At 55.4% G+C, this 26,675-nt stretch carries 24 protein-coding genes; 20 read left to right on the top strand and 4 right to left on the bottom strand.

The features are described from left to right. Together PSR63_RS06880 and PSR63_RS06875 are read right to left on the bottom strand one after the other, a co-directional pair. On the bottom strand, window positions 1-480 hold the full coding sequence (locus tag PSR63_RS06880) for a 6-pyruvoyl trahydropterin synthase family protein (RefSeq protein WP_274331886.1): 480 nt from the start codon (window positions 478-480) through the stop codon (window positions 1-3). Between the two features lie 63 nt (window positions 481-543). Continuing rightward, entirely contained in the window at window positions 544-1,812 is a 1,269-nt protein-coding gene (locus PSR63_RS06875; protein ID WP_274331885.1) for an A24 family peptidase, read from the bottom strand. Between the two features lie 173 nt (window positions 1,813-1,985). On the opposite strand from PSR63_RS06875, the gene PSR63_RS06870 reads away from it, so the two are divergent. From PSR63_RS06870 to PSR63_RS06820, 11 genes are all read left to right on the top strand, one after another. Next, window positions 1,986-2,213 carry a hypothetical protein gene (locus PSR63_RS06870; RefSeq protein WP_274331883.1) on the top strand — a complete coding sequence of 76 codons (228 nt, stop codon included), beginning with the start codon at window positions 1,986-1,988 and terminating at the stop codon, window positions 2,211-2,213. Continuing rightward, the gene (locus PSR63_RS06865; RefSeq protein ID WP_274331881.1) at window positions 2,214-2,615 is read left to right on the top strand and encodes an ankyrin repeat domain-containing protein; all 402 of its coding nucleotides are present in this window, start codon (window positions 2,214-2,216) and stop codon (window positions 2,613-2,615) included. 167 nt (window positions 2,616-2,782) lie between these two features. Beyond that, window positions 2,783-3,517 (top strand): C39 family peptidase, encoded by a 735-nt coding sequence (locus tag PSR63_RS06860; protein ID WP_274331879.1) that lies wholly within the window; start codon window positions 2,783-2,785, stop codon window positions 3,515-3,517. An 85-nt stretch (window positions 3,518-3,602) separates the two neighbouring features. Continuing rightward, window positions 3,603-5,066 carry a RimK family protein gene (locus tag PSR63_RS06855; protein ID WP_274331877.1) on the top strand — a complete coding sequence of 488 codons (1,464 nt, stop codon included), beginning with the start codon at window positions 3,603-3,605 and terminating at the stop codon, window positions 5,064-5,066. A gap of 72 nt (window positions 5,067-5,138) precedes the next feature. Then, on the top strand, window positions 5,139-6,401 hold the full coding sequence (locus tag PSR63_RS06850; RefSeq protein ID WP_274331875.1) for a carboxylate-amine ligase: 1,263 nt from the start codon (window positions 5,139-5,141) through the stop codon (window positions 6,399-6,401). Next, a complete protein-coding gene (locus PSR63_RS06845) occupies window positions 6,401-7,132 on the top strand; it encodes an N-formylglutamate amidohydrolase (RefSeq protein WP_274331873.1) in 732 nt (243 codons plus the stop codon). The genes PSR63_RS06850 and PSR63_RS06845 overlap by 1 nt, the downstream gene beginning before the upstream one ends. 389 nt (window positions 7,133-7,521) lie before the next feature. Further along, window positions 7,522-8,985: a type VI secretion system baseplate subunit TssK gene (tssK, locus tag PSR63_RS06840; RefSeq protein ID WP_274331871.1), complete on the top strand. Its 1,464-nt coding sequence runs from the start codon at window positions 7,522-7,524 to the stop codon at window positions 8,983-8,985. Window positions 8,986-9,192: 207 nt separating this feature from the next. Continuing rightward, on the top strand, window positions 9,193-9,834 hold the full coding sequence (locus PSR63_RS06835) for a DotU family type IV/VI secretion system protein (RefSeq protein WP_274331869.1): 642 nt from the start codon (window positions 9,193-9,195) through the stop codon (window positions 9,832-9,834). Window positions 9,835-9,954: 120 nt separating this feature from the next. Beyond that, window positions 9,955-11,649 (top strand): type VI secretion protein IcmF/TssM N-terminal domain-containing protein, encoded by a 1,695-nt coding sequence (locus PSR63_RS06830; RefSeq protein ID WP_274331867.1) that lies wholly within the window; start codon window positions 9,955-9,957, stop codon window positions 11,647-11,649. Between the two features lie 102 nt (window positions 11,650-11,751). After that, window positions 11,752-12,102: a hypothetical protein gene (locus PSR63_RS06825; RefSeq protein WP_274331865.1), complete on the top strand. Its 351-nt coding sequence runs from the start codon at window positions 11,752-11,754 to the stop codon at window positions 12,100-12,102. Between the two features lie 52 nt (window positions 12,103-12,154). Beyond that, the gene (locus tag PSR63_RS06820; protein WP_274331863.1) at window positions 12,155-12,595 is read left to right on the top strand and encodes a hypothetical protein; all 441 of its coding nucleotides are present in this window, start codon (window positions 12,155-12,157) and stop codon (window positions 12,593-12,595) included. A gap of 96 nt (window positions 12,596-12,691) precedes the next feature. Here PSR63_RS06820 and PSR63_RS06815 read toward each other — a convergent pair whose 3' ends face one another. After that, window positions 12,692-13,720, bottom strand: coding sequence for a DUF1559 domain-containing protein (locus PSR63_RS06815; protein ID WP_274331861.1), 1,029 nt, complete (start codon window positions 13,718-13,720; stop codon window positions 12,692-12,694). A gap of 364 nt (window positions 13,721-14,084) precedes the next feature. On the opposite strand from PSR63_RS06815, the gene PSR63_RS06810 reads away from it, so the two are divergent. Beyond that, window positions 14,085-14,822, top strand: a complete 738-nt coding sequence (locus PSR63_RS06810) for an SAM-dependent methyltransferase (protein ID WP_274331859.1) — start codon at window positions 14,085-14,087, stop codon at window positions 14,820-14,822. A gap of 68 nt (window positions 14,823-14,890) precedes the next feature. Continuing rightward, window positions 14,891-16,729 carry a sulfatase family protein gene (locus PSR63_RS06805; protein ID WP_274331857.1) on the top strand — a complete coding sequence of 613 codons (1,839 nt, stop codon included), beginning with the start codon at window positions 14,891-14,893 and terminating at the stop codon, window positions 16,727-16,729. Window positions 16,730-16,840: 111 nt separating this feature from the next. Here PSR63_RS06805 and PSR63_RS06800 read toward each other — a convergent pair whose 3' ends face one another. Next, on the bottom strand, window positions 16,841-19,096 hold the full coding sequence (locus PSR63_RS06800) for a TolC family protein (protein WP_274331855.1): 2,256 nt from the start codon (window positions 19,094-19,096) through the stop codon (window positions 16,841-16,843). Window positions 19,097-19,554: 458 nt separating this feature from the next. Between PSR63_RS06800 and PSR63_RS06795 the strand changes: the two genes are divergently transcribed. The 7 genes from PSR63_RS06795 (at window position 19,555) to PSR63_RS06765 (ending at window position 26,657) form a co-directional block, all read left to right on the top strand. Next, window positions 19,555-19,905: a hypothetical protein gene (locus PSR63_RS06795; RefSeq protein ID WP_274331854.1), complete on the top strand. Its 351-nt coding sequence runs from the start codon at window positions 19,555-19,557 to the stop codon at window positions 19,903-19,905. Between the two features lie 3 nt (window positions 19,906-19,908). Then, a complete protein-coding gene (locus PSR63_RS06790; protein ID WP_274331852.1) occupies window positions 19,909-20,595 on the top strand; it encodes a sigma-70 family RNA polymerase sigma factor in 687 nt (228 codons plus the stop codon). 207 nt (window positions 20,596-20,802) lie between these two features. Further along, window positions 20,803-21,936, top strand: coding sequence for a type VI secretion system protein TssA (gene tssA / locus PSR63_RS06785; RefSeq protein ID WP_274331851.1), 1,134 nt, complete (start codon window positions 20,803-20,805; stop codon window positions 21,934-21,936). Window positions 21,937-22,109: 173 nt separating this feature from the next. Next, a complete protein-coding gene (tssB, locus tag PSR63_RS06780; RefSeq protein WP_274331849.1) occupies window positions 22,110-22,637 on the top strand; it encodes a type VI secretion system contractile sheath small subunit in 528 nt (175 codons plus the stop codon). A gap of 2 nt (window positions 22,638-22,639) precedes the next feature. Next, window positions 22,640-24,133 (top strand): type VI secretion system contractile sheath large subunit, encoded by a 1,494-nt coding sequence (gene tssC, locus PSR63_RS06775; RefSeq protein ID WP_274331847.1) that lies wholly within the window; start codon window positions 22,640-22,642, stop codon window positions 24,131-24,133. A 91-nt stretch (window positions 24,134-24,224) separates the two neighbouring features. Beyond that, window positions 24,225-25,817 carry a type VI secretion system contractile sheath large subunit gene (gene tssC, locus PSR63_RS06770; RefSeq protein WP_274331845.1) on the top strand — a complete coding sequence of 531 codons (1,593 nt, stop codon included), beginning with the start codon at window positions 24,225-24,227 and terminating at the stop codon, window positions 25,815-25,817. Window positions 25,818-25,862: 45 nt separating this feature from the next. Further along, window positions 25,863-26,657 (top strand): type VI secretion system accessory protein TagJ, encoded by a 795-nt coding sequence (locus tag PSR63_RS06765; RefSeq protein ID WP_274331844.1) that lies wholly within the window; start codon window positions 25,863-25,865, stop codon window positions 26,655-26,657. Window positions 26,658-26,675: the final 18 nt, after the last annotated feature.

Below are 26,675 nucleotides of genomic sequence, written 5' to 3'. Positions count from 1 at the left end.
CTAGGATACCATCGGTTCCGATAGTTCGGCGATCGACTGAAGGTTGCCCGCGGAATCAAGACTCGCTTCAGCGAAGCTGTCTTCAGTTTCCCAGATGGCTACCTTGCGACAGGTAACCCCGGTTCCCTTGAGCAACTTGGGGCAGACCTTTTCCAGCAGATAGGTCGCCATGCTTTCGGCGGTTGGGTTGGTGGGCAAGATGTACATCTTGCACGGTACGACCTGCTTGAGGGCGCTGATTCCGTTTTCGTCGTCTTCGTTCAGGATGAACGCGTGATCCCAGTGTTCATCGATCCATCCTTTGAACAGGCGTTTCAATTCGGCAAAATCGATCACGCGGCCGACATCGTCGACTTCGTCTCCACTGACGTGAAAGTCCGCAACGTAATTATGGCCGTGGAAGAATTCACACTTCCCGCCGTGCTTGTAAAGTCGGTGTCCGGCGCAAAATTTGATGCGCCGCATAATACTTAGGCTCATATCATTCTCCCTGGATGAAACTTCCAGGATGGGGCGGCCCAGGGATGGGGCCAATTGCTTCTTCTACTGCCTATTCTCGGGAATTGTGCCGGCTGAGGCAAGGACTTGCAGTTCGGGCGAATCTGTACCCCCGGAATCGGCCGGACGCTGAAACCGCCGCAAATCGAGCGTCGGGCGCCACGTAAGTTTCCGCAGAAGTAGGCCAAGTACCACCGCTGCGGCTGCAAACACGGCGGCCTTAGGCAAATCGGTCAAGCCGTACGGTTGATCCCAGAACTTCCAAAACAGCACGAAAACAAAACTGCTGAGCAAGATCGACAGTTCGACGCCGCCAGCGAAGTCGTTTCGTCCCAGACGTTTCAGGACGGGCCAGATGATGATGGACGACAGCAGGCTGAGTGCCGCGATGACGAAGGTTGCCTGCCAGCCAAAGTACATCCCCGCGGCAACCATCATGATCGGGATTCCCAGGCGATGCGAGTGATCGTCCTTCAGCGGCTTGGAAACGAAGGCCCGCACCAGCATTCCCCACGCGGCGCCAGCCAGGGTACCGCAGAGAACCGTGAGAAAGACCTCCAACCGCGGGGCATCGACGACGCTGCCCAGGTCGACTTCACCGAATCGAACCGGGTAGAGGTTGGGCCAGATCATCGGTCCTAAAAAGCCGACGCCGTAGGCCAGCACGCAAAGCGTCAGGGGCATGCGGCAGCGGTCCCAGGCAATCATCGCCCAGCAAACCATCAGGCTGAACAAGTAACAGTGGAAGACATAGATCGAAAGGAGCGGGAACTGAAGTTCCAGCATCGCCCTGGCATGGCTGAGCCGGACGGCTTCGACGCCGGGCAGATTGCCGCCGCCGCTGAGGACCTCGAACTGCAACAGCAGCAGAAAGATCAGACCGACGACCGTTTCAATCACAGGGTAACGCGGTGAGATCGGCAGTCGACACGTTCGGCAGCGACCTCCCAGCATGATCCAGCCCAGCACCGGGACATTATCGTTCCACTTGAGCTGAGTACTGCAGAAGGGACAACGCGATGGACGGGAAACGACCGTTTCACCCCGGGGCATCCGCCAGATCACGACGTTCAGAAAGCTTCCGACGGTGGCACCGAAAAAGAAGAACCACGTGTAGAGGAAGCCTGCGATCAGGATTGTTTGAATCCACTGCACCTGGTCCAACCGGTTCTGGCGGCTGACGAAGTCCTCGTCGGTGCCGGCCAGCCAAAGCATCTCGAACGCAGGCCACGCCAAAAGCGCCCCAATACCCAGGCACACCACGATCGCAATCGTGTAGCGAAGCCAGGTGAGTCGAGACTGTGAGCGGGGCATGATGCTTTCTGCCGGGGTACAGGATCCATCGGGAAGGGGCCATTTTAGAACGACTTAGGGAAAAAACCCAGGGTATAGGCGGCGGGGCAAGGCGGTACTGGTTTGTCCCGGTCATTAAGGCTTTTTCTGGGGGGAGGTTATTGTGACATAATCAAGGCGGAGGATTTCACGCTATGCCCCACAATTCCCCGGAACTTGTTGCGGCCAGCCTGGCTGGTGATTTAGCGACCGTGCAGAAGCTGGTCGAGGCCGGAGCCGATGTGAACAGCCGGGACCAGCATGGGATTGGTCCCTTGTTGTCGTTCACGCCGGAGGTGACGGCGTACCTTCTATCCCAGGGAGCCGATCCCAACCGGCAAACCAATGAAGGGGACGCCCGCGTGCTGGCCGGGGTTGCTTAAATGGAAGCCGCCGAGTGTGTCCGGTTGCTGTTGGAAGCAGGTGCCGACCCGAACCATGCCTCGGATGCCACCGCCGAAACGGCACTGCATGCCAACCTGTCGAAACCGCAAAACGCTCCGCACGAGTCGACGCGGTACCTGATCGAGCATGGAGCCGACCCGAACGCGAGAACGATCCCCGGGCAGCGGACCTACGCGTTCTGGCGAGACACACGTACGCGTGGCGAGACGCCTTTGCATCGCGCGGCGGCGTTCGCTTCGCAGGAGATTGTCCAGTTGCTACTCGATGCCGGGGCCGACAAGACGATTCGTGACGTCAATGGCGACTCGCCCCAAAGCTGGGCCAGCTGGCATTGGCGCGACAAGGCCCTGATCGACTTGCTCGATCCGACGCATCCATGATTGCCGCGGCAACGGCTATCCGCAAACCGCAAATTTCGGCGAACGGATCTTGCTCAATGGTGCCGACCGTTCCTACAATTCTGCGATGTAGTGCCCGAGGCATGCCAGACCTGAACTAATTACCCCAAGGTCTGCCCCGGTGCAGCTCGCTTAAGTGCTGTCCTGGGATGGCCAATCCGTTCGACTTTGAGATCCTGCCGCAGCCGGATGATACGACCTGTGGGCCGACCAGCCTGCATGCCGTCTACCAGTACTTTGGGCTGAACTTAGATCTTCATCAGCTCATCTCCGAAGTCCCCAGCTTAGAGCAGGGTGGGACCCTGGGCGTAATGCTGGGGATCGATGCCCTGCGGCGCGGCTTCGATGCGACGATCTTCACATACAACCTCGAGGTGTTCGACCCGATCTGGTTCACGCGAAGCTACGATCTCACCGAGCGGCTCGAGGCTCAACTGGCCGTCAAGTCCGAGCCCAAGCTCCACCTGGCCAGTAAGGCCTACATCGAGTACCTGGCGCTGGGCGGAAAGATCAAGATGCGGGATCTCAGCGCGATGCTGATCAGCCGCTACTTGCATCAGTCGGTGCCCATCCTGACCGGACTCAGTTCGACCTACTTATATAGTGGTCCTCGAGAGCATGGACTGAAGAACACGCCTGATGACATACGCGGGCTACCTCAAGGGCACTTTGTCGTTTTGTACGGCATGAACGAAAACCAGGATCGCGTTTATGTTGCCGATCCTTATCTGCCCAACCCACTGGGCGAGATGCATCACTATCCGGTCAGTTTCGATCGTCTGGTGTGTTCGATTTTGTTGGGCATCCTGACGTATGACTCGAACCTGCTGGTGATCGAGCCCAAGAAAGAGGGCTCGACCGCCAAAGCCAAGACCGGCTCGTGATGGCTTAACCCTTGCTTGCTCACGGCTACCTCCCGCAGCCGATGAGCTGTTCGCCCCATTCGATCTGACGCATAGAAACTTCCCTATGGCAATTCTGATTGTGACCGACCAAACCGACCGCTGGCCGAGCGACGGCCCCAGTGTCGAGGTGGTCGATCCCAAGGCCTACATTACCCAACCGCAGTACAGCGAAATGCGCGGCGCGAAGGTCTTCAACCTTTGTCAAACGTATCGCTACCAAAGCGTTGGGTACTATGTCTCGCTGTTGGCCGAGGCCCGCGGTCATCGTCCGGTTCCTGGTGTGGCGGCCATGCAGGACTGGAAGACCCGTAGCATCATTCGTCTGGTCAGCGAAGACCTCGACGACCTGATTCAGAAGTCGCTGGCACCTATCAAGTCGAACCGGTTTACGCTGAGCGTCTACTTCGGTAAGAACATGGCCAAACGGTACGATACGCTGGCCTGGCGTCTGTTCAACTTATTTCAGGCTCCGCTTCTGCGGGCCAAGTTCCTTCAGGAAAAGGACCGCTGGCAGTTGACCAGTGTCGGTGGTATCTCGGCGGCGGATGTGCCGGAGGCCCACTGGCCGTTCATTGTAGAAACGGCCCTCGATCACTTCTCGAAACGTCGCAGCGTGGCGAAGGTCAAGAAGACTCGCTTCGATATGGCCATTCTGCGAAACACCGAAGACCGCGAGCCCCCTTCGGACGAAGTAGCCCTGCAGAAGTTTGCCAAGGCCGCGGCCCAGCAAGGAGTGTCGACCGAATACATCTCACGGGACGATTATGGCCGGTTGGCCGAGTTCGATGCGTTGTTCATTCGCGATACAACCGCAGTCAATCATTACACCTATCGCTTCGCCCGCCGCGCCCATGCCGAGGGGTTGGTCGTGATCGACGACCCGACTTCCATTTTGTTGTGCACCAACAAGGTGTACCTCGCTGAGCTGCTCACGCGGCACAAGATACCGGTCCCCAAGACCGTGGTCGTTCATCGCGACAACGCCGACACGCTGGCCACCGAGTTGGGGTTTCCGTGCGTGCTCAAGCGTCCTGACAGTGCGTTTTCGCTGGGGGTGGTGAAGGTGAAAACGCCCGATGAATTGCAGCAGAAGCTGAAAGAATTCTTTGCCGATTCCGAGCTGATCATCGCGCAAGAGTTCCTGCCGACCGACTTCGACTGGCGGATCGGCATCTTTGATCGTCAGCCGCTGTATGCCTGTAAGTACTATATGGCCCGAGGGCACTGGCAGATCATCAAGCACGAAAACGCCAACCGCGGACGCTACGGCAAGCTGGAAACGCTTCCCGTTGAACTGGCTCCGCGTAAGGCTGTTCAGGTTGCCCTCAAAGCTGCCAACTTGATTGGGGATGGCCTCTATGGGGTCGACGTCAAAGAGTCTGGCGGCAAGTTTTCGGTCATTGAAGTCAACGACAACCCCAACATTAATGCCGGCTGCGAAGATGCCGTCCTGAAAGAAGAACTGTATCGACGCATGGTGTCGATCTTCGTGCGGCGAATCGAACAGCAAAAAGCAGGCGTCGCGTAAGTCGCGCCGAGCATTCCCGAACCTTTAAAAACCAATCCATCACTTTCAATCTTGCGTAAGGCAAACCAACGTATGTTGGCCGAACCATCCCGGTCTGCGAAAGACTCGATCCCGCTGTTTCAAGCCTTTGGGGTCGAAGTCGAGTACATGATCGTGCACGAAAACTCACTCGACGTCGCTCCAATTGCCGATCACGTGCTGCGTGACGAAGAAGGTAATCCGAGCGAAGAGATCGAAATGGGAGACATTGCCTGGTCGAATGAACTGGCCCTGCACGTGGTCGAGTTGAAGACCAACGGTCCGGTCGCGTCCTTTGCTGGCCTGGCATCGCGGTTTCAGGCACACGCCAACGATGTCAATCATCGCCTGGGCAGCATCGGAGCACGTTTGATGCCCAGTGCGATGCATCCCTGGATGCGTCCCGATGTCGAAATGAAACTCTGGCCGCATGGCTACAATGAAGTTTACGAAGCATTCAACGTGATCTTCAATTGCAGCGGTCATGGCTGGGCGAATCTGCAGAGTTGCCATCTCAATCTACCGTTTGATGGAGATGAAGAGTTTGGCCGGCTGCACGCCGCGATTCGTTTGCTGCTGCCGATCCTGCCGGCGCTCACCGCGAGTAGCCCGGTCTGCGAGCGTCAGTTGATGCCCCACCTTGATCACCGGCTCGAGACGTATCGGCATAATGCCGACCGGATTCCGCAAGTGGCCGGGGTAGTGATTCCAGAAGGTTTTTATACCGAGCAGGACTACTGTCAGTTTATTCTCGACCCGATCTATCAAACGATGGCGCCGTTGGATCTGGCCGGCGTTCTGCGGCACGAGTGGGTCAACAGTCGAGGCGCAATCGCCCGCTTCATGCGCAACACGATCGAGATCCGCGTGATGGACGTTCAAGAGCATCCAGCGGCGGATGTGGCCATTTGCCAGTTAGTTGCCAATGTCGCCAAGGCACTGACCGAAGAAATGTGGACTTCGCTCGTCGATCAGCAGAAAGCGGAAACCTTGCGGCTGCGCGATATCTTCCTCAACGTTGTCGACAACGCCGAGGAAACGATGATCATCGACCCAGACTATCTGCGATTCTTTGGCTGGAACCAGGGGATCTGCACGGCAGGCGAACTGTGGAGCTGGTTGGCGGAACGTTTCCCTGTGGAAGAGAAGCCGCTGGCCGATGCATTGGATACGATCTTAAGTGAGGGGCCACTTGCCCGGCGCATTGTGACGGCCCTGCAAGATAAGCTGCCAGAGAAGTTGCCGATCGTCTATCGCGAACTATGCGATTGCCTCCAAGAGGGTCGTTCGTTTCGACCTGGGGAAATACGCGTGTGATGAAGTCGATCTCCGGTCCTATCGTTCTCTTCACATGCGAGCATGGCGGCAATCGGATTCCCAAGCAGCACGCCGCGCGTTTTGTCGCTCACCAGGAGCTTCTTCAGACGCATCGGGGGTGGGACCCTGGAACGTTGCAGACCGCCAACTACTTTCATCGGCAGATTCCTTCCCAGTTGTTTGCTAGCCAAACATCGCGGCTGCTGGTCGACCTGAATCGATCGGAAACCAACCCAGCCCTCTTTTCCAAGCTGGTTCCCCCACCCAGTAAGTCGCAGCGGAGAGAACTGCTCGAAACGTACTATCGGCCCTGGCGGCAGGACGTGGTCGATTGGATTTCGAGCCAGACTGAGCGGCGGCAACGGGTTCGACACCTATCGTTCCACAGCTTCACGCCGGAGCTTCATGGAGAAATACGTACCGCTGAGATTGGCCTTTTGTACGATCCTGGACGAGCCCGAGAGCGAGAATTCTGCGATATCTGGCGGAAGGCGATCCGTGAGACGTTCCCCGAATTCCGCGTGCGGATGAACTACCCATACCGTGGGATTTCCGACGGGCACACGACGGCTTTAAGGAAGCAGTTTACGCCTGAGCAATATGCGGGGATCGAATTGGAAGTGAATCAGCAGCTCTTTCAGCGGCCAAGCCGACTAGTAAAGCAGTTGATCGCCGGGCTTTATCAAAGCTGGGATCAGGCCATGCAGCACGCCGCTAGCAATTTGGAGTGACCGCTTGGGTTATTCGCTTGAGATTTGGCTGATCGGCATGGTTTACCAGGTTCAACCATTCCCCCTGGTGTGGACGTAACCAGTTGCGTACTTGCTACTTGAGATTCCTCTCCGGAATGTTATTCTAAGGCTTGGCAAACAGGGAGAGGCTCCTGGATAAGCTGCCAATGCGCGCGGCGGTTTATCGGTCTCTCAACAATCACCTTCTGTTCAAGTTCGGGGGAACGTCGAACACTTGGGATCTAAGCTCGGGGAAATTCAGACGCATCGATGCTTGTCTTTGTGATCTGAACGCGTGCGTGGCGACACGCCGATTCTCTTCAGTTGGATTTCAGGTTCGCCGCTTCTCGCTATCGCAACCTGACTCGCTAGTGGAATAGGAATTTTGCATGAAGAACCCACCCATCCATTGGTCGGAAGGGATGTTTCTTCGCCCCCATCATTTTCAAGCGCAGGACCGGCATTGGTTCGAGTTCCTTGAAAACTCGATCCGTGATCTCCTTCCCTACGCTTACGGCATTCGGTACATCGAAATCAGCGAGCAGGCCATCGCCAACTTCCAGATCGAGGTTTCGCAGTGCGAGGCCCGGATGCGCGATGGGTCGATCATTTCGATCGGCGGGAACGATCAAATGGACCGGATTGATCTCCGCCAGGGGATCAAGGGCCTGCAAGACCTGAAAGAGGTCTTCCTCGAGAATGAGACCATTCGCGTTTACCTGGCCATCCCGCGTGTAAAATTGGGGCACGAGAATACGGCCCGCGATGCCCACACGCCCAACACGCGGTACTACGAGTTTTCCCGCGAGGATGAAGAAGAGAACCGCGGCGGCAATCCTCAAGAGGTTTCGTTCCGCGAACTGAACATTCGGATCCTGCTGTCGACCGACGATCTGTCCGGTTTCGAGTTGCTGCCGATCTGCCAGATTGTGCGAAACGAATCGGACGGCACTCCGCGAATCGATCCGAATTATCATCCGCCCTGTTTGGCCGTTGATGCCTGGACACCCCTGGGTACCGGGATCGTACGGCGGGTCTTCGATCTGATCGGCGAACGCATCGAACGATTCCGCAACGACATTTTGAACCAGAACATTACCTGGGACCCGCGCGAAATCGGGGACCTGGAAAAGATGATGCGGCTACGGACCCTGAACGAAGCCTACGGAGAACTCCGCATCCTGGCGTTCAGCGATGGGATTCATCCCCTGAAGGTCTATACCGCTCTGTGCCGCATCATCGGTCAGCTGGCGATCTTCGACGACAAAGAACGCCGCATCGATAATATTCCAAAGTACGACCACGAGAACCTGGCCGAGATTTTCCAGTGGGCCTACAAAGAGATTCGTCGGCTTAGCGAAGGCCGAATCGATGCGACCTACGAGCATCGCTTCTTCCTGGGCAGTGGGCAGTCGATGCACGTCCAGTTGGATCCGAAATGGTTCGATCCGAGCTGGGAGTGGTACATTGGATTTGAAGGGGTCAGCGTCTCCAAGGAAGACACCTATCAATTGGTCACCCAAGGCTTTCACTGGGTGTTTGGTAGTGGCGAACAGGTCGAGACGTTGTTTCGCAACAACATGCCTGGCGTGCGGCTGCGACCAGTTGCACAGCCGCCACGCGTGCTGCCGCAGGGTGGTAACTGGGTTTACTTTCAGGTCCAACGCCAAGGCCCGCCCTGGGATGATGTCCAGCGAACCCAAACTATGGGCTGGCGATTCCAGGAAGAATACATTCACGATGTTAAAGAACTGCAAGGCAAAAAACGCCTTGTGTTGAACATCCGAAACCAGCTGATTGCCTTGCATGTCGCGGTGTTCGCACTTCGACATGGTGAGCAGAAGAGAGTGTGAGTGAGTTTTCAGTTTTCAGTGTTCCGCGAGAAGGAAGAGTCCTTGCTGTTGAACACGGTGAACTGAAGACCACCCAGGTTCGCCTTGCGAGCTGCCGTTTTCTCTCCTTAAGGGAGAGAAACAACAAGAGAGGAATACGTTCACTGGGCATGACGTCGTTCTTCTCTGGCTGAAAACTGAAAACCGAAAACTGAACGCTGAAATTCAATGACTCCAAAGTTTGCCAAAGCGGTTGATCCCATTTTCCTGTGCATGCTTGATCTGTTGGATCGCATCGAACGGGATGGGAATTCGTTGGATCCAAGCCAGGAGCGGATTCGTGTGAAGAAGCGAATCGATACGGCGGAGAACCTGCTGGGCCAGACGGCTGAATGGGAACTTGCCAAGTACGCCTTGGTGGGCTGGATCGATCAGATGCTGATCACCGCTCCGTGGAACGGGGCCAACTGGTGGCAGAATAACGACCTCGAGTTTGAATGCTTCCACAGTGGTAAAGCGTTCGAGCACTTCTTTGTGGCGGCCAAAGAAGCTCAGAGCTTACCCAACAAGGACGCGTTGGAAGTTTATTACGTGTGCGTGGTGCTCGGTTTCCGAGGCCTGTATGGACACCCGCACTCGCTGCAGTACACGCAGCACTATGGCTTGCCGGCCGACCTGGATACCTGGGCGAAGCAAACGGCTTCGGCCCTGCAATTGGCGATCGGTCGTAGCCCCATCATGGACCGCCCGGAACCTGGCGAAGGGGCGCCTCCACTGACCGGCTACAACAAGCTGATCAACATGTCGCTGTTCGCGGTCATTATGGTCGCGATTTGCGTCGGATACTTTTTGATGTTCGGAATGAAGTAAGAACTTAGATTTCAGTGTTCAGTTTTCAGGGTTCAGCGATCAGAGATGTTTCTTGTCTCGTGCTGAAAACGGAACACTGAAGACTTCGCACTGAAGATTCGAGAACCAAGGGTTCGACCTATGATGGCATTCGTTTACCAACTGATTTACTACATTACGTTGCCGTTCACCGCGTTTAATACGCTGGCATCGAACATCCCCGGCATACGTAGTCTTGGGAGGATTACGCTTCCCACGCGAATCGCCCTGTTGGTGTTCGTCTTCCTTTTCTTCGTGTTGGTATCGTTCTGCATTACCTTCCAATTCTCGGACACCTCGGCCCAGTGGACCGACTACCTACTGGACTGGAAGACAGGGCTCACCGTTTTCGGGCTGATGATCGTCATTCCGATTGTCTCGTACTACGTCGTAAAGATCTGGCTGGAAGAAGATTCGTCGGAATTTCCCGATATCGATAAGGCCTGGAAGCAAGGTCTGACGGAACTCGAAAAGCATGGGATTCCTTTGGGCAGCACGCCTTTGTTCCTGGTGCTGGGAAATCCGGACGACCGCCGGGCCAGCAACCTGATGCGGGCCTCGGGCTTCGGCTTCAATGTTTCCGACCCAGCCCAAGGCCCTGCGGCTTTGCACTGGTATGCGAATCCCGACGCGATCTTCATCTTTCTGACAGGAACGTCCTGTCTATCGACACTGACGGACGGCTATAAGAATAGCGCCAGCAAGCATTCTCAGTTGTCTTCGCCATCGCCGCAGCAGATCCCCGGGGGCCAAACGATTGTCGCCGGTGCGGGTCAGCAAAGCTTGATTGCCGAACAACTGGATCACACCTTAGGGGCCGATGAGGACGAAGACGAACAGCGCTTCATGGAAGCACCACCCAGCATGCAGGCAGGCGTCGGGGCGACTATGGACTTCGGCCAAGGCATGGCCGGCGGACAAACGATGAATTTCGGGGCGGATGACGCGGCCAAGGCGGTCTCGATGTCGAAGGCCGGCATGCGGCAGTCGAAGTCGGACTTGACCGACCAGATGGAACGCCTGAAGTACGTCTGCAAGCTCATTAACAAGGCCCGTCGTCCGGTCTGTCCGATCAATGGATTGCTCGTCACGATCCCGTTCGACATGATCGAAGACTCCAGCGAGCCGATTCAATTGGCCGTTCAAAGCGACCTGGACGTGATCCGTTCGACGACTCGCCTGCGTTGCGCCGTGACGGCACTGATCACGGAAATGGAAAGCGCCCAAGGCTTTTTGGAACTCATCAAACGCGTGGGCGAGAAGCGTGCCAAGGAGCAGCGTTTCGGTAAAGGCTTTAACGTCTGGAACCCGCCCATCGCCGAACAGCTTGAAGCGGTCTCGCAGCATGCCACCGGTGCGTTCGAGGACTGGACCTATCTTCTGTTCCGCGAAAAGGATGGTCTCCGTCGCCCTGGTAATCCGAAGCTGTTTGAGCTGCTTTGCAAGATTCGTGGCAAGTTCAGCGAGTGCATGACGAACATTATCGCCAACTCGTTTGGCTTCGAGCCCGATAAGAATCCTCGTGCGGCAGGCAACTCGCTGCTGTTTGCCGGGTGCTATTTCGCGGCCACCGGCGACACCGGCGATCGTCAGGCATTTGTCCGCAGTGTGCTGTACAAGGTGATGGAGCAAGATGCCGAACTCGACTGGAACCAGGAAGCCCTGGAAGAGAACACCGGCGCCGAATTCGCGGCCAACATCGCCGCATTGATCGGCGGTGTGTGCCTGTTGATTCTGGTTGGCTTCGCGCTGAACTCTGCCTTTGGCGAGTACATGCCGTGGCATCAGGACCAATAGGCGTCACGGTGCGTTTTCTGATTTAATTGCGATCTTGGCTGGGGTAAGATGGAATCGCTCATAAGTGCGATATCCCATCCTCTCCTCCAAGGGTCTCAGGCCATGCATGCCGCTGCCAAGCTTCTTTCATTTTGTTTGCTTTCCGTAGGGCTACTCGTTGCCACGCAGTCTGGCTGTGGTGCTCCGGCCGACGAACCGCTGGGGCCCGAGCAGATTCGCCTGAAGGTTACCGGGGCCGATTCTAAAGAAGCCCGGGACGCGATCCAGGCCGAACTTGAAACAATCTCGGACCTGCCAGGCAACCATAACACGTCGATGCGCTGGTCCACGGGGCAGCCGCTGACGATCAAGTTCGGGCCAGTCGCTGATCCACAGAAGTTTGCCGAGCGGGTAAAGTTCGGCAAGGTCGACAAGATCGAAGACCGAACCGTATTCATTACTTATACAAACTAGTTTTAGCGAGCCCTGGCTCGCTTTGTTGGTTCTTAACCGTCAGGAGAACGCCATGCCACGTGAACGCTTTGCACTGCTTGTCGGCCTGCTCGTCTTGCCATTTCTCACTTCCCTGGGTTGCTCCACCGAGAACATGGTCACGCTGAAGATCTCAGGGACGAGCACAAGCGAAGAACGCGAGAAGATCTCGGAGAAGGCCAAGTCCCTGACCGACGGAAGTAGCAACTACATCAGTAGCTACCACATGAACGATACCTACACGGTAAACGTTGGGCCGGTGATGGATGTGAAAGCCTTCGTTGAACAAATCGACTTCGGCAAGGTCACCAAGGTGGAAGAACGAACCATCTACGTCGACCTGAATCCCGCGCCAGAAGCCGAAGAGCCACCCGCCGCCGACCCAGCGACTACGGACCCGGCTCCGATGGAGACCGAGCCGATGGAGGAGGCGCCTAAGGGAGAAGCTCCGATGGAGGCGTCGAGCGAGGAGTAAGGGAATCAAGCTGATTCGAAAAAGCAAGAGCCGCACCCAGGGCAGCAGGTTACGGCTCTTGCATAACTAAGCGAGAGGGGTTTGGGGAACTCTCGCTTAGAATTCGCTTACGACTTCCCCTCCGGCACGCGTTGCCAGGCTACGCCAGGTGGTCAGGTCAATTGTTTCGCTAATCGAGCGACTGCTGCCGTCGAACATTACCACATCGACGACGCCAGGGTGCCAACTGCGACTGGTGACGATGGCATAGGTCGGACTACCGCTGCTGCCATTTTTTCCTTCCTGCCACGAGTTGAAGTCGCACTCTTCGTAGGCCGTACCGCCAATGGTGCAGCCGGTTTTGGTGTTGGGCGTCATGGTGGCGGTAAAGCCGGTGTGGTGCACGCGACCATCAGGCCATTCGGTATGGCCTGTGCTTTTCTCGTCCGAGCCGGAAGCGATCTCGGTTTCCGCGTCGGAAATCGTATTAGGAATGCTGGTCGAGTTCGGTCCGGCATTGCGGCGGTAAGGGGTCCAGGCCTTCACCTCGGCCGCAAGCAAGGTGTTCGATGAGCCATCGGTTGCGTCGCGAAATGAAAGCGTGGAGTTGGGGTAGAAGAGCCCGTCACCACCTTTGCGTGTGGCAGGATTGAAGACGAACCAGGTTCCGTAGTTAAAACCGTACGACGTCGGCCACAGCTTGACTTTGCCACTGCCAGGGTCACGTTCGCGGCCGGCGCCTGGGTCGCTGGGGCAACTGTATCCAGGGATCTTTAATCCGTCGATCGGGGTCTGGTAATCCCACGCGGTCGTGATATCGACCTGGTCGTACAGATTGCCTTGTTCCAGGAAATTGAGGATGCGGCCATGCACGCCCCAGGAACCATTGTTGCCGGTCGAGGAAACGGACAGGTCAACCGTGCAGCCCATCGGCAACTTACGGTAGGTGTCTACATAGTTGTGTAGAGCCAGGCCCATTTGCTTCAGGTTGTTCTTGCACTGCATCCGCCGCGCCGCCTCGCGGGCCTGTTGAACGGCAGGCAAGAGCAGGGCGATCAAAACTCCGATGATGGCAATCACGACCAAAAGTTCTACTAATGTGAAACCAGTGCGTGGCGATTTCCGTGGGGTGGAAAATGTCGTCATGCGTCTTCTAATGTCCTCTCTGCTGTGGCATCTGTCTTCGGAAATGGGCGTTTGGGGAGGAAGAATTCATGGGGTAATGAATCTTTCCCGCGCAAGCTGTGCATGAAGAGCAACACCTATGCCTAACCATGGATGCGTAGGCACCTGAGAATGGTTAGTATGCAAACTACCATCGTGGCACTCGGAAATAGCTGATTTCCTATCGGGAAAAATGGGCCAAGAAATATTGGAAGCAAAATGAGTTCAATATGAGGACGCGAAGCTCGTGTTACTTGAACCGACAGCTGCGTCGCCTAAAGTGACATGCTTGAGTTGGCGTGGTGACGCCACGAATGCTGGATAGAGGCTTATCGGAGAATGGCCGATGGAAGCGATGATCGACTTATTCCTGGGGCTCGAGCGGATGTCGCCTGGCAGTCAGGAAACGACGGCTCAGGCATTTCAAATTGCTGCGCAAGATCACGACATTCGGACGATCGTTGAGTTTGGATGCGGAAGCGGAGTCTCCACGATCGCACTTGCCCAGTTGAGTGGTGCCGTGGTCATCGCAATCGATAACTGCGATCCCTTTCTTTCGCAGCTGAAGCAAAAGGCCCATCAGGCCGGGGTCGGCCAGCAAGTCGAAGTTCGAGAGCAAAGCATGGACGCCGCTTGGCCTGCGGGTACACAGTTCGATTTGATTTGGTGCGAAGGATCTGTCTACTGCATTGGGGTCGAGAACGCATTGACACTGTGGCGTGATCTACTGCCCCCAGGAGGGCGAATTGCTCTGAGCGACTTGGTGTGGATCGATCCTAATCCGGACGCGGAAGTTCAAGAATACTGGAGCAATCAAGGCGTTACGCTTTGTTACCCTGACGACATTCGCAAATTATTCTTGTCGCAAGGATACCAGATCGTCGGCGATTTTATCTTTCCGGATCGCGACTGGCAGAACTACTACCGACCGCTGAGAGAACGCTTGCCGAAATGGAAATCTGAGCATTCTGACCCGGAAAATGCCGGAATAATCGATCACATGCTACAAGAAGAGATGAGGATGTACGACCAGTTCGGATCGCAATACGGCTACGCGTTTTTCATCGTCGAGCGAGTCGGATGAGTTCGAGATTGCCCCGGCGTCGTGCTATGATGAAATGACCTCGATTCTTACCCCCCGGAGATAAAGTCATGCTGCGCGGTCTGTTGAGCGTACTTTTCATGCTGCTGTTTGGAGGTTCTCTGTTTGCTGCCGAGAAGCCCAACTTTTTGTGGATCATGTCTGAGGACAACTCGAGCCACTTCCTCAAGATGTTCGATCCCACCGGTGCTCCTGCACCCAATATCGAAGCACTCGCCGAACAAGGTCTCGTGTACGAGCATGCCTTCTCGAATGCTCCGGTATGTAGCGTGGCCCGGACGACGTTGATAACTTCCTGCTATGCCCCACGTATCGGGACGTTCCATCATCGTAAAAGCTTCATGGTGCCGATGCCTGAGGGTCTGAAGATGTTTCCGGCCTATCTGCAGGAAGTAGGCTACTACACGACCAACAACAGCAAGGAAGACTACAACGCGAAGAAGTCTGCCGACGTGTGGAATGATTCGTCGCGCAAGGCGACCTGGAGAAATCGCAAACCGGGCCAACCGTTCTTTCATGTGCAGACGTTTACGACCACGCACGAAAGTTCGCTTCACTTTCCAGCGAAGGATATTGAAGACAAGCCAACCAACACCGATCCGGAAACCGTCTTTATTCCCCCGCATCATCCTAAGACCAAGACATTCAAGTATACCTATGCCCGTTACCACGATCGTATTCAGGACGTTGATAAACAGATCGGTCAACTTGTCGATCAGCTGAAGCAAGATGGCCTGCTTGAGAGCACTTTCATCTTTTACTTCGGCGACCATGGTGGCGTGCTTCCCCGCGGCAAAGGCTATGCCTACGAGACCGGGCTGCATATCCCGCTGGTCGTCCGTGTGCCGGAAAAGTTTCGCGATCAAGTGCCGGAGAAGATCGGAAGCCGTATTCAATCGTTTGTCAGCTTCGTGGACTTTGGACCCACCGTGCTGAATCTTGCGGGAGCCAAGATTCCGGACGGGATTGATGGTCATGCCTTCCTGGCACTTGGTGACCAGCAGCTGATGGAAACGGATGAGTCGTTCGGGTACGCCGACCGCTTTGACGAAAAGTACGATGTTGTTCGGACGATTCGCAAAGGAAAGTACCGCTACGTCCGCAATTTTCAGCCCTTTAATTTCGATGGGCTGATGAATAACTATCGGTACAAGATGGTAGCCTACCGCGAGTGGCGCGAGCTTTACGATGCGGGCAAGTTGAACGAGGTTCAGGCCCAGTTCTTCGAGACACGTCCGGCCGAGATGCTTTTCGACGTCGAGGCCGATCCCTACGAAACGAAGAACCTGGCCGATGACCCACAGCATGCCAAGGCCTTGGCTGAATTGCGAGGTCGTTTGAATACCATTCTGAGTGGCATGCCTGATCTCGGCTTCTATCCAGAAAGCTACCTGGCAGCCAATGCAGCGGATAATCCCGTGGCGTTTGGTCAGCAGCACAAAGGCGAGATTGCCAAATTGCTTGAGGTTGCCAACCTCGAGGTTCTCTCGTTTGACGAAGCTCGTCCGCAGTTGGAAGAAGCTCTGGGATCGTCCGATCCATGGCAGCGTTACTGGGGCGTGATTGCCTGCACGTCGCACGGCAAGTCGGCATTGGCCCTTAGCAAGCAGTTGGAAGCGATCGCGACGAACGACTCGGAGAACCTGGTTCGTGTCCGTGCTGCGGAGTTTCTCGCATTGCATTCCGGGGTGAACCCGGTCGCTGTGCTGAAGAAGTCCATCGCAGACGCTGAGACGGCAACCGAAGCGAACCTGATTTTGAACACGGTCGTTCTTCTGCAGGATGGCCAGCCCGGCTACGAATTCAACTTCAAACGATCCGACTTCAAACACTTGCAGGGGAATCGCGGCGAATTGGATCGCCGATTGGAATACCTGATCGGGAAGTAAGGCGAGGTCTTGATCGGTGCGTTTCGCGCTATCTCACCGCGCATAAAAAAGCCCGAGTCACTTTCGCAGTGACTCGGGCTTCTAAATAGATCACCGACTCGATGTCGAGGTTTAGTGCAGCCAGATGGCTTCTCGTGGGGTTTCACCCCCGAAGGAGAAGTTCTCGGTGGACTTGGCTTCGGCGGCTCGGATGATCGGTGCTGGGGTAGCACGTTCAACCGGAGCGGCCGAGTGACCGGCTGGTTTAATCAGTCCGCCGGTGTTGGTCGAAGCCGATCGTAGCGGGTTGGTCAGTACCGGCAAGGAACTGGTCCGTGCTGTAGGGGCTACGTCCACTTCGGCAGGCGTTGGCACGTCGATCTTCTCGACCGATGGAGCCACTTCGCCATCGACTGGCTTAGCGACCAGCGTGTTGCCCGATTGCTTCGGCTGACCAATCACGGCTTCGTTGACCACGTAGTTGTGGTGAGCGGCACGCTTGTTGAGGTCACGCATCAGAGCGTCGTTGTATGCCTTTTGTGGCCATGGGCCTTCAGCCAGCGAGATCTGATAGAACTCGAGCAGCGAGCCCTTCTCGAAGTGCATGTTCTTGACGGCCAGGGCGTAGTCGATACGGGCCTGGTTGAACAAGGCACTCGAGTCGATCACACGACGTTGGGCTTCCAAGAGCAGGTCGATCGGAGCCTTGCCGGCTTCGTAGCTTGCTCGGACGGTTGCCTCTTGAGCGTTGGCAGCTTCGCGACGATTGAACAACAGTTCCATGATCTCGTAGGCACGCTGAATTTCCGCGTAGGTATTCGAGAGGCCGTACATGATCTGCTTTTCTTGTTCTTCCTTGATCGCCCGAGCTCGTGCCAAAGCCAGTTCGCTGCTGCGAACCGCCGAGTGAGCACGGCGGAAGCCGATTGGCATCTCGAATTCGACACCGAGTTGGTATTCAGCAAAGTCGCCACTGGTCAGGCTTTGCAGGGCACCCTGTTCGCCGGGAATGTTGCTTTCGTCCGAAAGCGAAGGCCCGAAGCCACGTTGACGGTAGCGAGCAATCAGGTCCAGGTTAGGCATCAGGAAGTTGCGGTTGGCCAGCAGTTCGAGTTCACGCTGCTTGATAACCCACTTCTGACGACGCAGTTCGGGGCGGCGAGCAAGTGCTTCCATGGCTACGGCATTCCAGTCGAAGTTAACCTTGGCGACTGGGGCTTCGGTAACCGGACGGATCAGGCGGCCGTTGGTCTGGGTGAGACCCATCATGAATCGCAAGCGGCGTTCACAGACGCGGACACCACCTGGGTTGTTGAACGTACCGCCGAGCGAACCGTTGTTGTCACGGGTACGTTCGACCAGACGACCATTCAAAGCGTTGACCACTTCGACTTCAAAGCGGAAGTACTGTTCGCGAGCTTGGGCTTCCGTGTCGGCCGACTTCTTGTCAGCTTCGACGTTGGCGTAGGCCTTCTTCCAAACTTCCAACACGTTGTTACGTGCGTTGATTTTGACGTCCAGGTCGCGGTAAGCGAAGAACAAGTCCCAGTAGGCGTTTTCGACATCGCTGACCAGGTTGCGGACGGCGATCTCGAAATCAGCCAGGCTGATGTCGGTACGGGTGCGTGCGATCAAGACACCGTTGGCAAAGCCAGGCTCGCCGTTGGGGCCTGCGATGCGGTTGAACATGACGCCGGCACCTTGCAGTAATGGCTGACGCATTTCGGCATCGATGTAGGTGTCCCACCCGGCACTGAAGACCTTTTGTGGGTTGTTGTTATAGTCGTACTGAGTGATCCCACGCAACGACACCAAACCACCGGTCGCGTTACGCTTGCTCAGGTTAACTTCGTAGTTGTGCAGATCTTGTTGGAAGAAACCATCGTCACCCACCGTGAAGTTATTCACGCGGCGATCGTTGGCTTCAAAGTAAGCACTGGCACCAAATGTGGCGTCGAAAGCACTCAGAGCGGCTTCTTCACCGAAGCGGCCGTCGGTGTACACAATAGCCGGATCGTACATCGAGACGAGGGCTTCGGGGCTACGCAGGACGCCTCCGAGATCTTTCATGACTTGCGAGTTCTGCAAAGCCAGACGGACGGCTTCTTCCAGGGAGAGATCCCAGTAGCCTGCCTCGAGATCGATATTGTCCGGATTGATCGCATCGGGCGAATCTGGAATCTCAAGCCAGTCTTCGTCCTCGCAGACGCTCGGGACAGGGTCTTCGATCTTCAGACCGCGTTCAGCATATTCTGAGATGAGGCATTCATCGTATGCAGGCGGATCTGGGCAGTCGTAGTTATTCCAGCATGGGTGCAAACAGCCGCTGAGACCAGTCGTCATGCAGGTGCTAAGAACTACTATCCAATGCGTATAGCGACGTAGCATCGCTAGTTCCCTCCTGGGTCGATCGTGCGGGCAAACAGGCCGTCGTAAAACGAGTACGGTCGTTTTCGCGAGGACTCGCTGGTGCTATCTCCGGCTCTGGGTAAAGCCGGCTGGGTCAATAGCACCACGCTTATGGGTTGAATCCTCCTGGTTCATTTTCGGCTGTGGCAATTTGTAAACTCAATAAAACCCGTACTTTCTGAGGATCTGTTAGAAACGCTATCATGCAATCAACGGCTAGCATCCACTTTTTTCGGCGTATCACTTTCGTAACCGTCAAACTCAGCCGATGACGATAGCAATTAAGCTGATTGCAACGTGAACCGATTGGAATGATTTTGCTGGCTGGTATACTCACAGAAGGTGGAGTGTTCAGGCGATGGGGGTTGCCTGAGCAAATTATCTCCGCACACGGCCGCACCGAAATCGAGCGGTCTGACTAAATACATGGGGGAAGTATGAGTTCCAACGGGTGGAATTCCGAATCGTCTAGTGACGACCAATCTCGGAAAGAGAATGCCGAGAACCCTTGGTCGATGGATGACGTTCTGCGTCGGACGGCTGATTCTGGACAGGCCGATGACGTTCTCGAGACGATCAAGTATCTGCAAAGCAATAACCCCCAAGCCAAGCCGAGTGAGATCGATATGATCACTCGTTTTGTCTTAGCTCTGCTCAAGCGTCGCTACCCAGATCTTCCGCTGAAGAGTGATAAGGTCCTCACGATGGCCTCGACCATCGCCCAGTCACTGGTCGAGGATCCGGTGGCAAGTGAACGTATGCGACTCCTATGGTCCCAGTTGAGTTAAGCCATGACCGCTGAAGCGACCCAACTCGAGCAACGCATTCAAGACAACCAGGGACTTGTTATCTCTCTGGCGAAGTCAATCCACCGGAAGCTGCCGCCGCAGATTGGAATGGACGATCTGATTGCCTATGGGCAGCTTGGCCTGGCCGAGGCCGCCCAGTCCTTCGAGGATGATAAAGGCGCCAGCTTCTCGACCTTCGCGTACTATCGTATCCGCGGTGCCATTTACGACGGCATCTCGAAGATGAGTTGGAATTCCCACGCTGCCCGGATGCAGAACAAGTATCAGCAAATGGCCGCTGATACGCTGCAAGCCGATGCGGCAGCTGGCAGTTCGCCGACTGCGTCTGCCCAGGAAAACGCGAAATGGCTGGGCAATTTGACCGAAAAGCTCGCCATTGTCTATCTGGCCAGTCATGGTGAAGAAACGCAGCACGCGTTTCAGGCCGTTGCCGATGCGAAAACGCAGCAGCCGGCCGATCAGTTGGAAAACCAAGAGATTCAAGCCCTGCTGCAGAAACTGCTCAAAACGTTGGCTCCGCACGAGCAGGAACTGATTCGGATGACCTACTACGAGGGCTGTAGCCTCAAGGAAGCCGCCGACCGGCTGGGAAAAAGCAAGTCGTGGGCTAGCCGGTTGCATCAAGCCATTTTGGAGCGACTGGCCCGGGCTCTGCGTCAGACGACGTAGACAGATAGATAAGAGACGTTAAAGCGTAGCGATTAAATCGATCGGAATGATTCGCACCAGTGAGGATTGCCGAGAAAGAGGGTAAGGAGACTTCTGACGACGATTCGGCCGAACCCATTCCGCCGGAATAAATTAGTTGAAGTTCCTAGATTGACACTTATACTTTCGCGGCGAATTTGTTCCCCAATCCGTTCGAGATGAACCGCCATGGCATTTCCACAAGTACTCGATATTGAAGCGCTGTCCAGTCCGATCTCGGAGGAAAGCCCGAGCGGCGTGGAGCTTCGTGGCTCTGAGCATGCCAACGAGTTTTTCGATCTGCGCGAGGTCTTTAATCAGTCGAACAAGGCCGAGCGCGATATCGAAACCGCCATGGCATTTCCGGACGAGGAGTTCCCGGACCTGAAAGATCCCGAATGGGAAGAAGTCCGTGATCGTTCGATTCACATTCTGTCCAGCTATTCCAAGGACGTTTCGGTCGCTTCCTGGTTGATTGAAGCCGTCATGCGAATTGACGGTATCCCGGGACTGCGGGATGGCTTCAAGCTGATGCTGGAGATTTGTCGTCGCTACTGGGACAACATTCACCCAGAACCAGACGAAGATGAAGGCTATGCCGAAACGGTCTCGCAGTTGACCGGTTTAATGAGCGATCGCTCGTACGGCGTGCTTGATAATCTTCCGCTGACAAACGGTGGAGGGGGGACCTACTCCCTCTTTGATTTCAATGAAGCCAACCGCATCGATGGTATGGATGCGGATGACAAGCAACGACGAATCGCGGATGGCGCGGTTGAACGTCACACCTTCGACGACTCATTTCGCGCGACATCTCGCGATCACTGGAACAACGTGATCGAAGATCTCGATACGCTGATCGATACGATCCGCGAACTGGGCACCTACCTGGACGAGCGATGTTTACGGAACTCGTACGGGGAAGACACCGCTCCCTCGATGACTTCGTTTCGCCAACGGTTGGAATCGATTCGCTCGACGGTTCAGCAGTTAATGTCCGAGTTGCTATTGGATGAAGTGGGCGAAACGACCGAGGAAGGGGGCGAAGAATCGGAAGAAGGAGGCACGATCGTTCAGCAGAAAGGACCTGCTGGTGCGATTCAAAGTCGCGCCGATGCGATCAAGCTGATCCGCAAAGCGGCCGAGTATTTTCGGAAGACAGAACCCCAATCGTTTATCTATTTCAAGTTAGAACAGGCAGCGCGTTGGGCTGAAATGCCCTTTCCTGAACTGCTCAAAGAGTTGCTACGAGACGAGACCGCGATGGGCGAATTGCATCGTCGAACGGGGATTCCAATTCCCGAGGACGAAAGTGGATATTAATGAAAATCCTTTAATATCTTGCATTGATTGATTGAAATCTGTCCGCATATTTCCGAAATTGAGGGCAGGTTTAAGTTTGGGCAAACTTGGCCAGTGACGATGCGTGCTGTCCATTGGGGCTGCGAACTGCTTTTCACTGACGCATCTAATAGAATTGACATTGAGGGGAAACGATGGCTGAAAGTTATCAAAAGAGGCTCAACCGCGTTCGCAAACCTCGCGTCCACATCACTTACGACGTGGAAACGGGCGACGCGATGGAAAAGAAAGAGCTTCCGTTCGTCGTGGGTGTCATGGGGGACTTCTCGGGCAACCCGTCTGAAAAAATGGAACCGCTCAAAGAACGTAAGTTCGTCCAGATCGATCGCGATAACATCGACGATGTGATGAAGCGTTTTCGTCCTGAACTGAACATGCGAGTCGACAACACGCTGGCCGACGATGGCTCGCAAATGGCTGTTAACTTGAAGTTCGAATCGATGGACGATTTCAGTCCAGCCAATGTTGCCAAGCAAGTCGAACCGCTTAAGAAACTGCTCGCCACTCGCGATAATCTTCGCGACCTGTTGACCAAGATCGATCGTAGCGACGATCTGGAAACATTGCTGGAGCAGGTCATGAACGATGCAGACCAGCTGAAGAAGTTGGCCGGCGAACTGGGCGTTAGTGAAACGGGTGATGCCGACAAGGGGGATAGCTAATTATGAGTGCAGGCGAACAACAATCCGCCCAATCGGCGGCACAAAACGAAGAGGCTACCAGTTTGCTGGATGCCGCGATCACCGCGACTAAGCAGACCGAACAGCCGCGAGCCAAGGAGTTGATTGAAACCCTGGTCCAAGAGGCCATGAAGGGGACCGTCACCTTCGATAAGGACATCATTCGCACGATCAACCAAGGGATCGCAGCAATTGATGACGCCGTCTCGAAACAACTCGCAGCCGTGATGCATCATTCTGAGTTCCAAAAGCTGGAAGGCAGTTGGCGCGGCTTGCATTACCTAGTCAGCAACAGCGAAACGGGCGAAATGCTTAAGCTGCGTGTGCTGAACGCTTCCAAGAAGGATATCTCGAAGGACCTGGAACGTGCGGTCGAATTCGATCAGAGCACGCTCTTCAAGAAGGTTTACGAGAGCGAATTCGGCTTGGCTGGTGGTACGCCTTACGGTGCGCTGATCGGGAACTACGAATGGGACAACACTCCGGACGATATTGCCGCTCTGGAAAAGATGTCCGGTGTGGCCGCTTCGGCGTTTGCTCCGTTCTTAACGGCCCCAAGTGCCGAGTTCTTCGGTTTCGACGACTGGGAAGAACTTTCCAAGCCGCGTGACCTGGCGAAGATCTTCGATTCGCAAGAGTACATCAAGTGGAACTCGTTCCGTCAGTCGGAAGATTCCCGCTTCGTGACGATGTGCATGCCGCGGACCTTGGCTCGTTTGCCTTACGGTGCCGCGACCAAGCCAATCGAAGAGTTCAATTACGAAGAAGTCGAAACGGGGCCTGGTGGTCAGCCGATCGAAGTCGATCACGAAGAGTATTGCTGGATGAACACGGCATTCGTGATGGGTGCCAAGTTGACCGACGCATTCGCCAAGACCGGTTGGTGCACCGCGATCCGTGGTGTCGAAAACGGCGGTAAGGTCGAAGGCCTGCCGGTTCACGTTTTCAAGAGCAGCGACGGCGACTCAGGCGTCAAGTGTCCGACCGAAGTGGCGATCACCGATCGTCGCGAAGCGGAATTGAGCAAGCTTGGTTTCCTCTCGCTTTGTCACTTTAAGGATACCGACTACTCGGTCTTCTTCGGTGGTCAAACAACGCAGAAGCCAAAACAGTACCACGATCCCGATGCGACGGCCAATTCCGAGATCTCGGCTCGCTTGCCGTACATCATGGCATCGTCCCGCTTCGCGCATTACCTGAAGGTGATCGCTCGCGACAAGATCGGTTCGTTCATGGAACGCGACGATTGTGAGCGTTGGCTGAACGACTGGATTCACAACTACGTTTGTGCCGACGAACACCCCAGTGCCGAAGTCAAAGCGCGTTTGCCATTGGCCGAAGCACGTGTGGAAGTCACCGAAACGCCCGGCAAGCCCGGTGCATACAACGCGGTGGCCTACCTGCGTCCTTGGCTGCAAATGGAAGAATTGACCGCCTCGCTTCGCATGGTGGCGTCGATTCCGCAGAAAGCAGGTTAGTCTGCTTCGATAGGTAAGCAATCCCAGAGGCACATTGGGGAACCGCTCCTCTGTGCCTCTTTTTTTACCCTCTTCTCTGCGCGATGTTGCAATGAGTGCCGAGTTTCAGTCGCAACCCGAAGAGTACGCCGAGGCGGCTGCCCAGGAGGCGTCGCCGGTTGAAGAAACGAGCGCGCCAAGCGAAGACGCTTATTCTGGTTCGATCTTAGACTGGATTGTTTCTAACGATAACGTCCAGCAGTCGAATAAGGCCGCCCATCGCTGGGACGAGTTCATGAACGCCGAGACCGTTCGTGAAAAGCTCGTCGCCTGGTTGGGTAAGATCGATGGTCTCTCGAAAAAGTCGCTCGTGCTTCGTCTGAATGCTGACGTCGCTCAGATCGATCAATGGCTCACCGATCAGCTCAACGCTGTTCTGCATCATCCTAAGTTTCAAAAGCTGGAAGCTTCGTGGCGCGGACTGGAATACTTGACCAATATGGTCGATGACGAGGCTGATCGTGAACGCGTCATCATTCGAGTGCTCAATGCGAGTTGGAAGGATGTCGAACGCGACATTGAACGTGCCGTCGAGTTTGATTCCAGCGAACTGTTCAAGAAAATCTACGAGGAAGAGTTTGGTACCGCTGGCGGTAAGCCGTTTGGCGTCATGATTGGGGACTACGAGATTCATCCCAATCCCACCAAGAACCATCCTCACCGTGATCTGGATACGCTGCAAGGATTGGCCGGTATTGCCGCCGCGGCGTTTTGCCCCTTCATTGCTGGGGCCAGCCCCACGATGTTCGGCCTCGATGAGTTTACCGGGCTCGAGCACGTCGAGAACCTGCGTTCAGGATTCGAACAAGCCGAGTTCACGCAGTGGCATGCGTTTCGTAAAACGGAAGATTCTCGATTCGTCGGTCTCGTTCTGCCACGCGTGTTGATGCGTTTGCCCTACGAAACGTTCGATGCCCGAGCAGACGGGTTTAGTTTCCGCGAAGAAGTCGGCGGCCGTGATCGTCGCAATTACCTGTGGGGAAATGCCTCGTATGCATTCGCCGAAGTATTGATTCGTGCCTTTTCGGAATGCGGCTGGCTGGCTCAGATCCGTGGTGTGCAACGTAATGTCATCGGTGGCGGTCTGGTAAGTCGTCTGCCGGTTGACCACTTCGGTACCGATCGACATGGGGTCGCTCCCAAGTCGTCTACCGACTGCATTATCTCGGACCGGCAAGAAGCGGAACTGGCCCACCTGGGGTTCATTCCACTCACACGGTGTCATGATACCGAGTACAGTGCGTTTTACTCGAATCAGACGGTGCAAAAGCCCAAGGTTTACGAAGACGAGGCCGCCTCGCAGAATGCGAAGATTTCGGCCATGCTGCAGTACATCTTGTGCACTTCGCAGTTTGCCCATGCACTGAAGGTGATTGCTCGTGACAAGGTCGGTACGTTCGAGGATCGCACTGCGGTCGAGCGATTCTTAAACGACTGGATTCACGAATACGTCACGCCAGATGAAAAGGCCAAGCCGACAACTAAGGCCGCGCGGCCCCTTCGTCAGGCCGAGATCCGACTACGCGACGATCCTGGGAAGCCAGGTTCGTATCGCTGTACCTTTAAACTTTGGCCGCATTATCAACTCGATGACCTGGTCGCTTCGATTCGCATGAAGACGAATATCGAAGGTCGCCGACAATAAGCTTACAATCCAATATTGGCTGAGATTCTACTTCGGGGGAAGCACATGAGCATCGGCGAACAACTTAAGGCGGGGCAACTGAATGAAGCCATCGAGGCAGCCATTCAGGATGTCAAGAAGAAGCCCATGCAGTGGGACTTACGAATCGCATTGGCCCAACTGCTTTGCTTGCAGGGCGATATCGAGCGAGCCGACAAACACTTGGAAACGGCCCAGATTCAGACACCGGATGCGATCTTGCGTATCTCGATGTATCGCCAGATGATCCGGGGCGAGATGACCCGCAACGAGTGCTGGCAGGATGGACGCACGCCGGACCTGATGCAGAATCAAGAACCGACCCCTCTGATCGAGAAGAATCTTCGCCTGATTCTCGCCCTGCGTGAAAGCAACATGGAAGAAGCTTCACAGTTGGTCAACGAAATCGAAGAGGAACGGCCCATCGTGAAGGGCAAATGCGACGGCGTTGAATTTGAAGACATTCGGGACCAGGATGACCGAACGGCGTTTTTCCTAGAAACCATCACCAGCAACGGCAAGTATTTCTGGATTCCTTTCGATCAGATTGACTCAGTCGAATTTCACGCTCCGGAGCAGCCTTGCGACTTGATCTGGCGGCGAGCCACGATGAATGCCTACGGTCAGGAAGGGGACGTCTTCATCAACGCTCTCTACCCAGGCAGTTCCCAAAGTGAAGACATGACTCAGAAACTGGGGCAAAGCACCGCGTGGCTGGGCGAAGAAGGGGAGCCGGGACGCGGCCTCGGGCAGCGAATGCTCTGGCTTGGGGAAGATGAGAAGTCGATCATGGAAATTGGCACCTTGGAATTCACTCAGTAAGTTCTTCATTGACGGGAA

The organism is Bremerella sp. P1 (assembly GCF_028748185.1).
Taxonomy (GTDB): Bacteria; Planctomycetota; Planctomycetia; order Pirellulales; family Pirellulaceae; genus Bremerella.
Note: the sequence above shows the minus strand (reverse complement) of the source record. Positions and strands in the feature narration are given on the sequence as shown.

Coding starts and splice junctions, on each gene's coding strand:
- PSR63_RS06830 (WP_274331867.1), top strand. CDS start 9,955: ATGATGGCATTCGTTTACCAACTGATTTACTACATTACGTTGCCGTTC.
- PSR63_RS06820 (WP_274331863.1), top strand. CDS start 12,155: ATGCCACGTGAACGCTTTGCACTGCTTGTCGGCCTGCTCGTCTTGCCA.
- PSR63_RS06825 (WP_274331865.1), top strand. CDS start 11,752: ATGCATGCCGCTGCCAAGCTTCTTTCATTTTGTTTGCTTTCCGTAGGG.
- PSR63_RS06800 (WP_274331855.1), bottom strand. CDS start 19,096: ATGCTACGTCGCTATACGCATTGGATAGTAGTTCTTAGCACCTGCATG.
- PSR63_RS06850 (WP_274331875.1), top strand. CDS start 5,139: ATGTTGGCCGAACCATCCCGGTCTGCGAAAGACTCGATCCCGCTGTTT.
- tssC (WP_274331847.1), top strand. CDS start 22,640: ATGAGTGCAGGCGAACAACAATCCGCCCAATCGGCGGCACAAAACGAA.
- PSR63_RS06790 (WP_274331852.1), top strand. CDS start 19,909: ATGACCGCTGAAGCGACCCAACTCGAGCAACGCATTCAAGACAACCAG.
- PSR63_RS06805 (WP_274331857.1), top strand. CDS start 14,891: ATGCTGCGCGGTCTGTTGAGCGTACTTTTCATGCTGCTGTTTGGAGGT.
- PSR63_RS06860 (WP_274331879.1), top strand. CDS start 2,783: ATGGCCAATCCGTTCGACTTTGAGATCCTGCCGCAGCCGGATGATACG.
- tssK (WP_274331871.1), top strand. CDS start 7,522: ATGAAGAACCCACCCATCCATTGGTCGGAAGGGATGTTTCTTCGCCCC.
- PSR63_RS06815 (WP_274331861.1), bottom strand. CDS start 13,720: ATGACGACATTTTCCACCCCACGGAAATCGCCACGCACTGGTTTCACA.
- PSR63_RS06795 (WP_274331854.1), top strand. CDS start 19,555: ATGAGTTCCAACGGGTGGAATTCCGAATCGTCTAGTGACGACCAATCT.
- PSR63_RS06880 (WP_274331886.1), bottom strand. CDS start 480: ATGAGCCTAAGTATTATGCGGCGCATCAAATTTTGCGCCGGACACCGA.
- PSR63_RS06870 (WP_274331883.1), top strand. CDS start 1,986: ATGCCCCACAATTCCCCGGAACTTGTTGCGGCCAGCCTGGCTGGTGAT.
- tssA (WP_274331851.1), top strand. CDS start 20,803: ATGGCATTTCCACAAGTACTCGATATTGAAGCGCTGTCCAGTCCGATC.
- tssC (WP_274331845.1), top strand. CDS start 24,225: ATGAGTGCCGAGTTTCAGTCGCAACCCGAAGAGTACGCCGAGGCGGCT.
- PSR63_RS06855 (WP_274331877.1), top strand. CDS start 3,603: ATGGCAATTCTGATTGTGACCGACCAAACCGACCGCTGGCCGAGCGAC.
- PSR63_RS06835 (WP_274331869.1), top strand. CDS start 9,193: ATGACTCCAAAGTTTGCCAAAGCGGTTGATCCCATTTTCCTGTGCATG.
- PSR63_RS06810 (WP_274331859.1), top strand. CDS start 14,085: ATGGAAGCGATGATCGACTTATTCCTGGGGCTCGAGCGGATGTCGCCT.
- PSR63_RS06765 (WP_274331844.1), top strand. CDS start 25,863: ATGAGCATCGGCGAACAACTTAAGGCGGGGCAACTGAATGAAGCCATC.
- tssB (WP_274331849.1), top strand. CDS start 22,110: ATGGCTGAAAGTTATCAAAAGAGGCTCAACCGCGTTCGCAAACCTCGC.
- PSR63_RS06845 (WP_274331873.1), top strand. CDS start 6,401: ATGAAGTCGATCTCCGGTCCTATCGTTCTCTTCACATGCGAGCATGGC.
- PSR63_RS06865 (WP_274331881.1), top strand. CDS start 2,214: ATGGAAGCCGCCGAGTGTGTCCGGTTGCTGTTGGAAGCAGGTGCCGAC.
- PSR63_RS06875 (WP_274331885.1), bottom strand. CDS start 1,812: ATGCCCCGCTCACAGTCTCGACTCACCTGGCTTCGCTACACGATTGCG.